At 59.9% G+C, this 12,585-nt stretch carries 14 protein-coding genes; 9 read left to right on the forward strand and 5 right to left on the reverse strand.

Annotated elements, in window-relative coordinates:
- The first annotated feature begins 10 nt into the window (after window positions 1-10).
- Genes FZX09_RS03465 through FZX09_RS03475 form a run of 3 tightly spaced genes read left to right on the forward strand, consistent with a single transcriptional unit; the run spans window position 11 to window position 2,677 of the window.
- Entirely contained in the window at window positions 11-580 is a 570-nt protein-coding gene (locus FZX09_RS03465) for a biotin transporter BioY (protein ID WP_226400022.1), read from the forward strand.
- The gene (gene lspA, locus FZX09_RS03470) at window positions 577-1,053 is read left to right on the forward strand and encodes a signal peptidase II (RefSeq protein WP_226400024.1); all 477 of its coding nucleotides are present in this window, start codon (window positions 577-579) and stop codon (window positions 1,051-1,053) included. Before FZX09_RS03465 ends, lspA begins: the two co-directional genes overlap by 4 nt.
- Window positions 1,054-1,087: 34 nt before the next feature.
- The gene (locus tag FZX09_RS03475; RefSeq protein ID WP_226400026.1) at window positions 1,088-2,677 is read left to right on the forward strand and encodes a YcjF family protein; all 1,590 of its coding nucleotides are present in this window, start codon (window positions 1,088-1,090) and stop codon (window positions 2,675-2,677) included.
- 121 nt (window positions 2,678-2,798) lie between these two features.
- Here the strand turns inward: FZX09_RS03475 and FZX09_RS03480 are convergent, their stop codons facing one another.
- The gene (locus FZX09_RS03480) at window positions 2,799-4,208 is read right to left on the reverse strand and encodes a pyridoxal-dependent decarboxylase (protein ID WP_226400028.1); all 1,410 of its coding nucleotides are present in this window, start codon (window positions 4,206-4,208) and stop codon (window positions 2,799-2,801) included.
- Window positions 4,209-4,308: 100 nt separating this feature from the next.
- Between FZX09_RS03480 and FZX09_RS03485 the strand changes: the two genes are divergently transcribed.
- Window positions 4,309-4,752 carry a nucleoside deaminase gene (locus tag FZX09_RS03485; protein WP_226400352.1) on the forward strand — a complete coding sequence of 148 codons (444 nt, stop codon included), beginning with the start codon at window positions 4,309-4,311 and terminating at the stop codon, window positions 4,750-4,752.
- Here FZX09_RS03485 and FZX09_RS03490 read toward each other — a convergent pair.
- Together FZX09_RS03490 and FZX09_RS03495 are read right to left on the reverse strand one after the other, a co-directional pair.
- Complete coding sequence (locus FZX09_RS03490) at window positions 4,724-5,920, reverse strand: alanine--glyoxylate aminotransferase family protein (RefSeq protein ID WP_226400030.1); 1,197 nt, start codon at window positions 5,918-5,920, stop codon at window positions 4,724-4,726. The genes FZX09_RS03485 and FZX09_RS03490 overlap by 29 nt on opposite strands.
- A 96-nt stretch (window positions 5,921-6,016) precedes the next feature.
- Window positions 6,017-6,541: an allophycocyanin subunit beta gene (locus FZX09_RS03495; RefSeq protein WP_226400032.1), complete on the reverse strand. Its 525-nt coding sequence runs from the start codon at window positions 6,539-6,541 to the stop codon at window positions 6,017-6,019.
- A 206-nt stretch (window positions 6,542-6,747) separates the two neighbouring features.
- Here FZX09_RS03495 and glnA point away from each other — a divergent pair, with 206 nt between their 5' ends.
- The 4 genes from glnA to FZX09_RS03515 all read left to right on the forward strand — a co-directional run bounded on the left by glnA (window position 6,748) and on the right by FZX09_RS03515 (window position 10,333).
- A complete protein-coding gene (gene glnA / locus FZX09_RS03500; protein WP_226400034.1) occupies window positions 6,748-8,169 on the forward strand; it encodes a type I glutamate--ammonia ligase in 1,422 nt (473 codons plus the stop codon).
- Window positions 8,170-8,283: 114 nt separating this feature from the next.
- Window positions 8,284-9,357 (forward strand): class I SAM-dependent methyltransferase, encoded by a 1,074-nt coding sequence (locus FZX09_RS03505; RefSeq protein WP_226400036.1) that lies wholly within the window; start codon window positions 8,284-8,286, stop codon window positions 9,355-9,357.
- Window positions 9,358-9,431: 74 nt separating this feature from the next.
- Complete coding sequence (locus tag FZX09_RS03510; protein ID WP_226400354.1) at window positions 9,432-9,722, forward strand: copper-binding protein; 291 nt, start codon at window positions 9,432-9,434, stop codon at window positions 9,720-9,722.
- 356 nt (window positions 9,723-10,078) lie between these two features.
- On the forward strand, window positions 10,079-10,333 hold the full coding sequence (locus FZX09_RS03515) for a DUF6439 family protein (protein WP_226400038.1): 255 nt from the start codon (window positions 10,079-10,081) through the stop codon (window positions 10,331-10,333).
- Here FZX09_RS03515 and FZX09_RS03520 read toward each other — a convergent pair.
- Together FZX09_RS03520 and FZX09_RS03525 are read right to left on the reverse strand one after the other, a co-directional pair.
- On the reverse strand, window positions 10,293-10,730 hold the full coding sequence (locus FZX09_RS03520) for an ATP-binding protein (protein WP_226400040.1): 438 nt from the start codon (window positions 10,728-10,730) through the stop codon (window positions 10,293-10,295). The genes FZX09_RS03515 and FZX09_RS03520 overlap by 41 nt on opposite strands.
- A gap of 52 nt (window positions 10,731-10,782) precedes the next feature.
- Window positions 10,783-11,502, reverse strand: a complete 720-nt coding sequence (locus FZX09_RS03525; RefSeq protein WP_226400042.1) for a GUN4 domain-containing protein — start codon at window positions 11,500-11,502, stop codon at window positions 10,783-10,785.
- Window positions 11,503-11,541: 39 nt separating this feature from the next.
- On the opposite strand from FZX09_RS03525, the gene mnmH reads away from it, so the two are divergent.
- Complete coding sequence (gene mnmH, locus FZX09_RS03530) at window positions 11,542-12,585, forward strand: tRNA 2-selenouridine(34) synthase MnmH (protein ID WP_226400356.1); 1,044 nt, start codon at window positions 11,542-11,544, stop codon at window positions 12,583-12,585.

Consider the following 12,585-nt stretch of genomic DNA (forward strand, 5'->3'; position numbering starts at 1 on the left):
AGCGAATGGTGTGAGGGCTCTCGCCTCCTGGTGCGGTGCCCTGGCGGGTCTGCTGGCCATCCTGATCGGTGGTCTTATGCCGGCCGCGTTGTTCCTGCCTGCCCCCGACCCGATCATTCTTCCCCTGCCTGTCACCTGGCAGGTGCCGGCTCTGCTTCTCTCCGCCATGGTCAGTGGGCCGCGTGCTGGCGTGATGGCCGCTGTCGGCTATCTGTCTCTGGGATTGTTCAGTCTGCCGGTGTTCCATGGCGGTGGAGGGTTGAGCTACGTGCTTGAACCGGGTTTCGGCTATCTGGCGGGCTTCGTTCCCGCGGCCTGGCTCACCGGTCGACTGGCGCAGCAGGACGGGATGGATGACCTTCCCAGACAGTCGCTCTGCGCCCTTGCGGGACTGCTCGTTCTCCAGATCTGCGGGGTACTGAATCTCGCCCTAGGGGCTCTGTTAGGGCGATGGGCCCTTGGCTTCCCCGAGCTGCTGATGCAGTTTTCGATCGGTCCGCTACCGGCTCAAATGCTGCTCTGCATCGGTGCAGGATTCCTCTCGGTTGTGCTGCGCCGGTTGTTAGTTATCGAGCCATGAAGAGAGCACTTCCGCGTCGCTCAACCCTGCTGATTGCCCTGGTCATCGTGGTGGTGGATCAGCTGAGCAAGGCGGCTGCGTCCAGCGCTTTGCAAGGGAGCCAATCCCTACCCCTGCTGCCGCACCTGCTCTCCCTGCAATTGGTGCACAACACAGGCGCAGCCTTCAGTGTTTTACAGAACTCCACTGTTCTGCTTGGGCTGCTGAGCTTTGTTGTTGGCATTGGGCTGATCCTGTGGATCTGGCGTGAACGGGTGCTGCCGTTCTGGCAGGCCCTTGCCGCTGCGGCGCTTCTGGGCGGAACCCTGGGCAATGGTCTTGATCGTTGGCGTCTGGGCCACGTGGTGGATTTTCTGGCGCTCCAACCGATCGATTTCCCGATCTTCAATGGGGCGGATGTCGCCATCAATCTCGCGGTGCTCTGCTTTGCCATCGACCTCCTGACACGCCGGGGTGACAGCAGCCGTGGCTGACCCAAACTTGCCCTGAGGCTGGTGAGAAGCAGGCATGAAACGCCAAACCCGGTTGCTGATCGGTCTCGCCGTTGCTTTTGCGGCTCTCGTGCTGATCGGCGTTGCCGTTCAGACCATCCGCAGCCTGCTGTGGGATCTGAGTTACTTCCTACCTCCCTGGTTGCTCACGCCGGTGCTGCTGCTGGGGTTCGTGCTGCTGGCCACCGTGGCGGTGCAGGTGGGTTGGCCGATGTGGAGACGCCTGAAAACACGCCCGGCCCAACGCCAAAGTCAACCCACCGCCGCTCCACAAAACCGCCGGGATGCCGCTACTACAAGCCTCGGCCACGTCGATCGTCTGATCGAACGGATCCAGGACGACATCAGCCGCCGCAGCCTTCAGAACGAACGCGATCGGGTCGCTGAGGAACTGAAGCGAGGCGATCTGGTGGTTGTGGTGTTCGGCACCGGATCCAGCGGCAAGACATCGCTGATCCGCGCCCTTCTCAATGAAATGGTCGGCGATGTGGGAGCGCCCATGGGCGTGACCAAAACCAGCCGTACCTACCGCCTGCGTTTGAAAGGTTTGGAGCGTGGTCTTCAGCTCGTGGACACCCCAGGGATCCTGGAAGCTGGAGAAGAAGGCCTCAGCCGAGAAGAAACAGCCCGTCGTCGGGCGGTTCGCGCCGACCTGTTGATTGTCGTGGTGGACGGAGACCTCAGAGCCTCGGAATACGCCGTCGTGAGTTCCCTCGCCGGTCTCGGCAAGCGCCTGCTCTTGGTGCTGAACAAGAGGGATTTACGCGGTATTGACGAGGAAAAGAGACTCCTGCAGGTGCTTCGTTCCCGTTGCCAGGGACAGCTCAACGCTGCGGATGTGGTGGCCTGCAGTGCATCTCCTCAATCGATTCCTCAACCCGGACGTCGCCCGCTGCAGCCGCTACCTGACGTCAGCGATCTGTTGCAGCGCCTCGCCGTCGTGCTGCACGCCGAAGGGGAGGAATTGATTGCCGACAACATCCTTCTGCAATGCCGATCCCTTGACAGCCGTGGGCGCGATCTGCTGAACGACCAGCGGTCTCGGGAAGCGAAACGCTGCATCGACCGCTATAGCTGGATGGGAGCGGGGATCGTCGCTGCAAACCCGCTGCCTGGAGTGGATCTGTTGAGCACAGCAGCGGTGAATGCTCAGATGATCCTGGAAATGGCCAAGATTTACGGGGTCGAGATGTCCCGAGATCGCGCCAAGGATCTGGCCCTGTCCCTCGGACAGACCCTGGGCAAGCTGGGCATCGTCAAAGGTGCCATGAGCTTGCTGGGCACCAGCCTTAGCCTGAGCTTGCCCACCTTGGTTCTTGGTCAGGTGCTCCAGGGGGTGGTGACCGCATGGCTCACCCGAATCGCCGGAAGCAGTTTCATGCGCTATTTCGAGCAGGACCAAGACTGGGGTGACGGCGGTATGCAGACCGTTGTGCAACAGGCCTTTGAGCTCAACCGACGGGAACAGTCACTGAAGCGCTTTCTGGCCAGTGCGATGCGGCAAGTGGTTGAACCGCTTCAGACGGCGGCGGCGGGACGGCTTCCCCCCCGGCCAGGGCCTCAGCAGGAGGGGGAAGCATCGGACCCCGGGCATCCAGAACCGTGATCAGGAGCAGATAGAGCACACCAATCGCCACGGAGATCGCCCCGGTGACGATGGCAACCCAGCGTGAACCCTGCTGCTGTTCCGACATGGGAGCCTTTCAAACGATGGCGATTGTGAACGATCAGGCTGGAGCCAGCGATCCATTCAGTCGTCCCGACAAGTCGCTGAGGTGCTGAGCCGTGGTGTGGGGGTTTCCAAAAACCGCCTTGAGACAGAAACGGTCGCCGTAGAAAGGTCGCGACAGCATGTAGCCGTGAGACAGCAACGTTTGACGGGTGTCTTCACTCCAACGGTCGACTGCATCAACACCCCCCTGCTTGGCATGGAATGCGAGCAGGTGAAGATCACCGGTCAACACCGTGAACTTCTCTGGATCCAACTGGGACGCAAAGGCGGTTCGCCGTTGCAAAGCTCCGCTGAGCGTCGCTTCGATGCCCGCCTCGCCCAACTGACGCAGGCCCAGCCAAAGCTTGAGGATCTCCGCAGGTCGGGTGCCCTGCAAGCCGATCTCCCCGCCGTGATCCATCCCCTTGGGTGCCTCCATGTAGGGCAAACCCGTTGCAAAGGCCTGACGGAGATGGGTCCGGTCCCGCAGCAACAGCAGGGATGACGCCTTGGTGATGCCCAGCAATTTCTGGGGGTTCAGCGTGATCGAATCCGCCAGGTCCATGCCGTCCATAAGAGTTGCATGGCTGTAACTCAGAGCAAACACACCGCCGATGGCGGCATCAACATGCAACCAGACCTCAGCATCACGGCAGAGGGTTGCCACATCCAACAGAGGATCAATGGCTCCGCGCACCGTGGTGCCGGCCGTGGCCACCACCGCCAAACAAGGACGTCCCTCGGATTGTAGGGATCTCAAACGCTCGGCCAAAGCCTCGAGGCAAAGGCCACCATCCGCAGCCACGGGAAGCGTCTCAAGCGCATCATCCGCCAGCCCCATAACCCTTGCGGCCTTGTTGATCGAGACGTGGGCATCTTGGCTGCACAGCAGCACAGGATCCCGATGACTGGCCCCCAACGCCGCCCGTGCCGCCACCAAACCCATGAGATTGCTCAGGGTTCCGCCGCTTGCCAGAACCCCTCCAGACCCCGTGGGCAAGCCGATCCGGTGGCAGAACCAGCGGCAGAGGTCATGTTCAAGGCCTGTCAGACCAGGCGAAAGCTCCTCGGCCAGGAGGTTGTTGTTGAGACCTGCACAGACCAATTCCGCCGCAATGGATGCGGTGAGCGGGGGCGGATCGAGATGGGCCAGAGCACCGGGATGGGAAGGCTGATATGCCCCATCCATCACCTGCTGAAGGTCACTGAGCAACGATTCAACGCTGGCCCCCTCAACCCCTGGGGCCACGTCAGGCAAGGGGCGCATGACGGGGACCGGGCTGGATCGATCAGCGGAGCCGATCCAACTACACAGCAGATCTGAACTGCGATGCAGGAAGTCCCTCAGCACCGGATCTGCGGCCGAGGGGATGGCGAACGGAGCAAGCCGATCCGGTGGTTGCTGAGACTCGGAACAGGCTTGCAACGGAGACTCGTGAACTGCAGTGATCTTCGCGTCTCGTGGGAAGGTGCTCAAAGGACAACGTGGGACAGCGGTGGATCAGCGGGATGAGTTCACTCGCTGGATGGACGTTCTGCTCCAGCGCGCCAAGGAAGCTGGATTGGAGGGAGAAGTGCCAGTGGCAGCAGTGATCCTCGATGGACAGGGACGAGCCATCGGCCATGGACGCAACCGGCGCCAGAACCACAGGGATCCCCTAGGGCACGCCGAACTGGTGGCCTTGCAACAGGCAGCGACCGTTCAGGACGACTGGAGATTCAACAACTGCACCCTGATCGTCACCCTCGAGCCCTGCCCCATGTGTGCAGGGGCCTTGGTGCAAGCCCGGATGGGAACAGTGGTTTTCGCGGCAAAAGACCCGAAACGAGGAGGCCTAGGGGGAAGCCTTGACCTCTCCACTCATGACAGTGCTCATCACCACATGAGGGTGATTCAGGGCGTGCGCGAACCTGAGGCGAGGGGGCAGCTGGAACGCTGGTTCAGGCAGCGGCGGCGACAGAACCGCTGAAACGAGGCAGCTCTGTCTCAAACAGGTTGAGCAACCGGTTCACGTTTTCAGGGTTGGAGTTGTAGCCCATCAGACCGATGCGCCAGATTTTTCCAGCAAGGCTGCCGAGTCCGCCACCAACCTCGATGCCGTGGTTGTTGAGCAGGTGTTGGCTGAAGGCCTTGCCATCCACACCATCAGGAATGCGAACCGTAGTAAGGGTGGGCAATCGGCGGTCGGCTGGGACATGCATTGAAAGACCGAGGCTTTCAAGACCACTCCAGAGCATCTCAGCATTGCTGCGATGGCGTGCCCAGGCCTGATCGAGACCTTCCTCTGCCAAAAGACGCAGAGCCTCGCGCATGCCGAAGTTCATGTTGACCGGCGCAGTGTGGTGATAGACGCGGTCGCTTCCCCAGTATTGATTCAGCAGGGAAACATCCAGGTACCAGTTGGGAACCTTGCCCTGACGGGCGGTCATCTTGGCCTCAGCACGGGGACCCATGGTGAAGGGGCCGAGTCCGGGAGGGCAGCTCAGGCCTTTCTGGCTGCAGCTGTAGGCAAGATCAACCTTCCACTCATCGATGTAGAGCGGCACACCTCCCAGGGATGTAACGGTGTCGAGCAGCAGCAGGCAACCATGCTTCCGGCAGAGGACGCCAATGCCCTCCATGGGTTGGCAGACGCCCGTCGAGGTTTCGGCATGAACCATCGCAAGGATGGCGGGCTTGTGCTCAATCAGGGCAGCTTCCAGCTCATCGAGGGAAAACCACTCACCCCATGGCTTCTCAATGGTTTTCACCTCAGCGCGGTAGCGGCCTGCCATGTCAGCCAGTCGCAGGCCGAAGTATCCCTTGACCGCCACGAGAACGGTGTCTCCAGGTTCAACGGTGTTGGCCAAGGTTGCCTCCATGGCAGCACTGCCGGTGCCGCTCATCGGAAGCGTGAGGCGGTTGTCGGTTTGCCAGGCGTAACGCAGCAGCTCTTGAACCTCACCCATCAGCTCCACGTAGAGAGGATCTAGGTGACCAATCGGCGTTCTCGACAGAGCCTCCAGAACCGTTGGATGGGCATTTGAGGGGCCGGGTCCAAGCAAGAGGCGGTCGGGTGTGCCGATCGGTGCAAAGGCTTTGCGGTGACGATCGTCAACAGGAAGGAGTGAGTTCGTCGTCGCCAAAGCCCTGATCATTCTTTCGTAATAATGAGCCTACGCAGTCACGCCCCTCGGAAGGGATGAGGAAAGCGCAATTGCAATCTGTTCGAATCTTGCGTTGAACCTTCGGGCTCAGCGCTGACGCACGTTGGTTTCACCAAGGCCTTTGGCCAGATGATCAAACGGCTGAAGAACGGTGGCGAGCTGATCAGATGCAGCACCGTTAGCTAGAAGCATCTCAGAGACAACTTCGCCCAACAAAACGATGCTGCGAACTGTTGGACCGGTGGGTACGCCCAGACTCTTGTAGGTGTCGTCGAGTCCGTTCAGAACACGCTCATTGAGGATCGTGGAGTCACCAGCCACCAGGGCGTAACTGGCGTAACGCAGGAAATAGTCCATATCCCTCAGGCAGGCGGCGAGCCTGCGCGTGGTGTAAGCATTGCCGCCAGGCAACAGCAGGTCGGGCTCATCCCGGAACAAGCGCTGACTGGCTTCACGCACAATCTCGGCAGCAGACCCGTTAATCAGCTCAACGGCCTGAATCCGCAGCGTGGATTCATCTAGGTACGCATTGATGCTGTCGATCGCCGAACGATCGAAATAGCGACCTAACTGGTCGTAGCGACCGATCAGACCGCTGATTGCATCGCGCATGTCCCTGAATCTCCAGAGGATTCCCAGGGGAAGTTAACACCGTTGAAGCGGTCAGATCCTTTGGCAGGCCTGCATTTCAGCCAAGTTGACAGAAACGGTTACGCAGTCGCCGTTTAGCGGTTGGAACGTACCCCTTGATACAAAATGGTGACTTGTGGCTCTTTACGGTCACATCACTGCACAATTCAGTCGAGCAGTCCTTTCTTATGTCGAAATCCCCCCAGGACGTCCTGCGCCAGATCAAGGACGAAGGCATCGAACTGATCGACCTCAAATTCACCGATCTGCACGGCAAATGGCAGCACCTCACGGTCTGCACCGATCTGCTAGAGGAAGAGTCCTTCACTGAGGGCCTTGCTTTTGACGGCTCATCCATTCGCGGATGGAAAGGCATCCAGGCCTCCGACATGGCCATGGTGCCGGACCCCAATTCCGCCTGGGTGGACCCTTTCTACCGGCACAAGACCCTGAGCATGATCTGCTCGATTCAGGAACCACGCACCGGCCAGCCCTATGAGCGCTGCCCCCGCGCCCTGGCCCAGAGAGCTCTGAACCACCTAGCCAGCACCGGGCTGGCCGACATGGCTTTCTTCGGTCCTGAGCCGGAGTTCTTCCTCTTCGACGACGTCCGTTACAACTCGGCCGAAGGTGGCTCCTTTTACAGCGTTGACACCATCGAGGCAAACTGGAACACCGGACGCATCGAGGAAGGCGGCAACCTCGCCTACAAGATCCAGGAGAAAGAGGGCTACTTCCCTGTCGCTCCCAACGACACCGCTCAGGACATCCGCTCCGAGATGCTCCTGCTGATGAGTCAGCTAGGTATCCCTACGGAGAAGCACCACCACGAGGTGGCCGGCGCGGGCCAGCACGAACTCGGCATGAAATTTGCTGAGCTGATCGAGGCTGCCGACAACGTCATGACGTACAAGTACGTCGTTCGCAACGTGGCAAAGAAGTACGGCAAGACGGCCACCTTTATGCCCAAGCCGGTCTTCAACGACAACGGCTCCGGCATGCACGTGCACCAAAGCCTTTGGAAGGGCGGTCAGCCCCTGTTCTTCGGCGAAGGCACCTACGCGAATCTCTCGCAGACGGCCCGCTGGTACATCGGAGGCATCCTCAAGCACGCTCCCGCCTTCCTGGCCTTCACCAACCCCACCACCAATAGTTACAAGCGTCTGGTGCCCGGTTTCGAAGCACCCGTGAACCTCGTCTACTCCGAAGGCAATCGCTCTGCAGCAGTGCGGATCCCGCTCACCGGCCCGAGCCCGAAAGCCAAGCGTCTCGAATTCCGATCGGGTGATGCCCTGGCCAACCCCTATCTCGCCTTCAGCGCCATGCTGATGGCTGGTCTGGACGGCATCAAGAACCAGATTGATCCTGGCGATGGCGAAGACCGCGACCTGTTCGAACTGGCAGCTGAAGAGCTGTCCAAGATCGCCACGGTTCCTGCGTCCCTCAACGGTGCGCTAGAAGCGTTGAATGCCGATCGCGCATTCCTCACCGCTGGCGACGTGTTCAGTGACGACTTCATCGACAACTGGATCGACCTGAAGTACGAAGAGGTTCAGCAGCTGCGCCAGCGGCCGCATCCCCACGAATTCACCATGTACTACGACGCCTGATCAGCGCACATACATTCCACGGCCCGCCTCCCTGGAGGCGGGCTTTTTTGTGGACTGCAAAGCACGCGATTGCGCGTCACATTCGCTGGAATAGCATTGTTGTATTGATCCGCGATGGCATCAACGCCCCTGAGCAAACTTGCGTACCAAACGCTTCAGCAAGGCAAAAGCATCGCGGGCCTGGCCCACAAAGAGCTGAGTACCAAGCTGATGGAGCTTCTGGCTCCAGATGCCGTTCCGAAAACGGAACCCGTGTCCGCCGAAGTTCTTGGAGAGCTCCGCTTGGACATGAGCAAGCTCCAGGAACAGGACTGGCAAGATGCCGAACAGGGGGTCTACCCCGAACAGTTGTTGTTCGATGCTCCCTGGCTCGACTGGGTTAGCCGCTACCCGCAGGTTTGGATGGATCTTCCCTCCACCTGGGATCGACGTCGAGAGCGCAACGTGCGCGATCTGCCTAAGGAGACCGACAAAGAGCTTTACCCCGAGTACTACCTCCAGAATTTTCACCATCAAACCGACGGTTACCTGAGTGACCACTCGGCAGGTCTCTATGACCTGCAAGTGGAAATTCTCTTCAATGGCACCGCCGATGCCATGCGAAGGCGGGTCTTGGCTCCGCTGAAACGAGGCTTGAAGCACTTCGCAGACCGTGCTCCCGGCTCTTTGAAGATTCTCGATGTAGCCACCGGCACGGGCCGGACATTGCAGCAAATCAGAGCTGCCGCGCCCCACGCGCAGCTCATCGGAACCGATCTTTCCGAGTCTTACCTGCGTCAAGCCAACCGCTGGCTGAATGACGGCGATGCATCGCTGGTTCAGCTGATCCGTGCCAACGGAGAATCCCTGCCATTGGCGGATGGATCGGTTCAAGCCGTTACCAGTGTGTTTCTGCTGCACGAACTGCCGGCAGAAGCCCGCCAGAACGTCCTGAACGAGGCCTGGCGTGTGCTCGAGCCTGGTGGTGTGTTTGTCCTGGCCGACTCTGTTCAGATGGCTGACTCACCCAAGTTCGCCGCAGTGATGGAAAACTTCCGGCGTGTCTTCCATGAGCCGTACTACCGCGACTACATCGGCGATGACATCGACGCCCGCCTCTCAGCTGCAGGGTTCGAAGGCATCACCGCGGAAACTCACTTCATGACGCGGGTCTGGTCCGCACGCAAACCCATCGCAGAGGCCAGCTGAGGGGATTCCCTGACAGGGTCCCTTGCACGAACGGCTGCGAGCCATAGGGTGTGATCGATTCCGAAGGGAACTTCATGACCAATCCCTTCTGGCTGCGTTGGCTTCAGGGCTGGACCTTTCAGGTGGTGCTGATGGAAGGCCATGTGCAGGTGGAAGCCCACGGTTTCGGGATCTGCCTGCGCACGGCAGTGGTGCCGGGGGAAAGTCCTCAAGCAGCGGCCGATCGTTTGGTGTTATCTGAAGATCGACGCAGGCGGGCTCTGCACAATGCCTGGCTTCGCGGTCAGGATGTGGCACAGCCCACTGAGATGTCAGCCACTGAAGAGATTGCCCCTTCCTCCAATTCGCTGGTGGTGGTTGGCTAGGCCCATTACCAACAGGTGAGCTGTTCTCCTGATCTATTCAGAGCTAAGCAAGAAACCAAGCCAAGCCAAACCCTGCTCCACCGAAGCGCAATGCCCTTCAGAAGCGCTCCCCAGACGCTGGTAAAAACGCCCAGCCCACGGGCCGTTGAGTGATCGGATTCACAGCAAGTTTTCGGCGCTGAACCCATCTCAGCGCCGCAACATCCGATCGGGCATGGGCCTGACATTGCCCTTCCAACACCAGCCGTAAGGCATGGTGCAACCAACGCAGTTCACGAACGCCTGGTTGACCTTTGCGCTGCTCCACTCCATTGCACCAACATCACCCGAAACTAGATCGATCTGCTGATTCAGGGATGACTTCACCCGACACCCCATGGCCTGATTCCGCCACAGCCAAGGCGGAAGAGCTGCATCAGTTGCTCCGCATCGGAGATCGCGACTGGCATCAGCTCAAGAGCAACAGACAGCGCCGTGGAGCTGAATTATTGGCGGCAGCGATGGTGCAACTGCTCCGTCAAGGAAACAGCGCCGACGTGGAGAACCTGACCCAACAGGCGCTCGGGTGGTTCAAAGGAGAGTTGAAGGATCCGGGCTGCCCGCGTCACTGACCGGCCATCGGCAGGCCAGCTGCAAGCGATTGCCCCGCCGGCTCCAGCGCACATCATCAAAACATTGATGGATCAAAAACAAACCACGGCCGCTGGCAGCATCGAGGTTCGACGGCAGGGTTGATGTGCGTGACTGTTGTGGGAGGCCGAAACCCTCATCCTGAACCTGCCAGACCATCCAATTGGGCGTAAGGATGCGGCGAACACGGAGCTTCTTGGCGGGGTTCTCAGCGTTGCCATGGCGAACGGCATTGACCAGGGCTTCATGCAATCCCAACTCAATCCGCTGAATGGTGAGACCACAACCAACCGGCTCGGTCAGCAGCTCCAGCAGAGGAGCCAGCTGAAGGGTCGACGGCAAGGTGAACTCAGCCCAGCGAAACCTCTTGGACGGCACTGTGGGGCCCTTGACGTCGGTCTTTCGAACTTACCGTTGATTGGAAGCCCCGTCAGGATCTGCGGGCCACAAGCGCCGGATGATTCAACAGGGAATCCATCAGGCGAACGCCACGGAGCTGATTGATCAAGGGCATGTGCCCCTCAGGAGCCTCGATCGACCAGGTAAAGGCACCGGGATAGCGGGTCCAGACGCCATCGCATTTCCAGCCAATCCGGGGCCAAAGGCGTTCATAACGCCCATCGAGGGCTGACAACAACTGGGACTGGGCTGTGAAGCCAAAGCGACCTTGGGAATACACGGTCCAGAGTCGATCGAGACTGACCAGATCAACGCCTGACATCGGCGCTACTTCTGAGAAATAGATGTAGCCCCGTTTCACGGCGGCATCACCGGCTAATTCGCGCAGGCACTGACTGGTGATGCGATCTGCCTCCTCAAAGTTCTGATGGAGCAGCTCCTGCTGCAGAGGCCCGTAATCCAGTCCAACCCCGGAATCAGTGGTCAACCAGCCTCGATCGGACGACGGGAGCAGAGCGAAAACAGCATCGGGCTGGTGGCGCTGCAACACCTGCAAGATCCACCCTGCAGCCCAGTCATCACAAGAGGGATCGAAACCAGAGAGCAATCCTGGTCCAACCGCAGCCAGCTCCTCAGCACGGGATTCGATCTGCTTGATCAGAGGACGTCGCTGGCGAGGTGTTCCCTCCGCGAAACGATCCAGCAGCTGGTCAACGCTGAGTTTGGTGGCGGGTGTGGAACCGGAGAGCATGAGTCGCAACCGGCCCCAACTGGCTCGGTGTTGGCCACTATGTCAGGCATGGGCGAAACAGGTTCAATCGAGATTCAGCAGCTTCGCGAGCTGAAAGGTCCGCTGGTGGACGTGCGCAGCCCCGGCGAATTTGAACAGGGACACTGGCCTGGGGCCATCAACGTGCCTCTTTTCAATAATGAGGAACGCGCCGCAGTCGGTACCGCCTACAAGCAGCAGGGACGGACTCCAGCGATTCATCTGGGGCTTGAACTCACCGGCCCCAAGCTCAGCAGCTTGGCCCGTCAACTGGAAAGCCTCCGTCACCAGGGGGATCCACGGATCTACTGCTGGAGGGGCGGAATGCGCTCGGCCAGTGTGGCCTGGCTTGCCCAACAGATCGATCTCAAGCCGAGGCTGCTTCAGGGGGGATACAAGAGCTACCGGCGCTGGGCTCAGAGCCGATTTGAACAGACCTGGCCCCTTCGCGTGATGGGCGGACGCACGGGAACAGGGAAAACCGATCTGCTGTTGGCCATGGCGGCACGCGGTGCAGCCGTTATTGATTTGGAAGGGCTGGCCAACCACCGCGGCAGCAGTTTCGGCGGCCTGGGCCTACCGGATCAACCCAGCACAGAGCACTACGAGAACCAATTGGCTGAGGCTCTGGATCAACATCTACACCGTGGGGCCACGGCGATCTGGTTAGAAGCTGAAAGCATCCAGGTGGGCCGTTGCCGCATTCCGAAGCCCCTGTTCGATCAGATGCAACAGGCCCCTGTGCTGGAGATTAAGCGCGAGCTAAAAGAGCGGGTGAACCAATTGGTGCAGGTGTACGGCCTCCAGGGGGGAGCTGCTCTGGCTGAAGCAACCGAAAGGATCAGTCGACGCCTGGGGCCCCAACGCACCAAGGAAGCCCTCGAAGCGATTGCCAGGGAAGACTGGGCCAGCGCCTGCCGCGCCACGCTCGATTACTACGACCGCTGTTACGACCATGAGTTAGCGCGAACGCACAGACGCGAAGCGATCGATCTCTCGGGGCTCAGCGCTGATCAAGCCGCCGAGAACTTGATCGACCGGGGGTTCATTGAAATCCCCGATTAA

The organism is Synechococcus sp. MU1643 (assembly GCF_020514095.1).
GTDB lineage: Bacteria > Cyanobacteriota > Cyanobacteriia > PCC-6307 > Cyanobiaceae > Parasynechococcus.

Bases quoted from the DNA above. Each gene is read 5' to 3' on its own strand.
- FZX09_RS03525 (WP_226400042.1), bottom strand. From the start codon at position 11,502: ATGCTCTCCGGTTCCACACCCGCCACCAAACTCAGCGTTGACCAGCTG.
- lspA (WP_226400024.1), top strand. From the start codon at position 577: ATGAAGAGAGCACTTCCGCGTCGCTCAACCCTGCTGATTGCCCTGGTC.
- glnA (WP_226400034.1), top strand. From the start codon at position 6,748: ATGTCGAAATCCCCCCAGGACGTCCTGCGCCAGATCAAGGACGAAGGC.
- FZX09_RS03485 (WP_226400352.1), top strand. From the start codon at position 4,309: ATGGACGTTCTGCTCCAGCGCGCCAAGGAAGCTGGATTGGAGGGAGAA.
- FZX09_RS03475 (WP_226400026.1), top strand. From the start codon at position 1,088: ATGAAACGCCAAACCCGGTTGCTGATCGGTCTCGCCGTTGCTTTTGCG.
- mnmH (WP_226400356.1), top strand. From the start codon at position 11,542: ATGTCAGGCATGGGCGAAACAGGTTCAATCGAGATTCAGCAGCTTCGC.
- FZX09_RS03510 (WP_226400354.1), top strand. From the start codon at position 9,432: ATGACCAATCCCTTCTGGCTGCGTTGGCTTCAGGGCTGGACCTTTCAG.
- FZX09_RS03490 (WP_226400030.1), bottom strand. From the start codon at position 5,920: ATGATCAGGGCTTTGGCGACGACGAACTCACTCCTTCCTGTTGACGAT.
- FZX09_RS03495 (WP_226400032.1), bottom strand. From the start codon at position 6,541: ATGCGCGATGCAATCAGCGGTCTGATCGGTCGCTACGACCAGTTAGGT.
- FZX09_RS03515 (WP_226400038.1), top strand. From the start codon at position 10,079: ATGACTTCACCCGACACCCCATGGCCTGATTCCGCCACAGCCAAGGCG.
- FZX09_RS03505 (WP_226400036.1), top strand. From the start codon at position 8,284: ATGGCATCAACGCCCCTGAGCAAACTTGCGTACCAAACGCTTCAGCAA.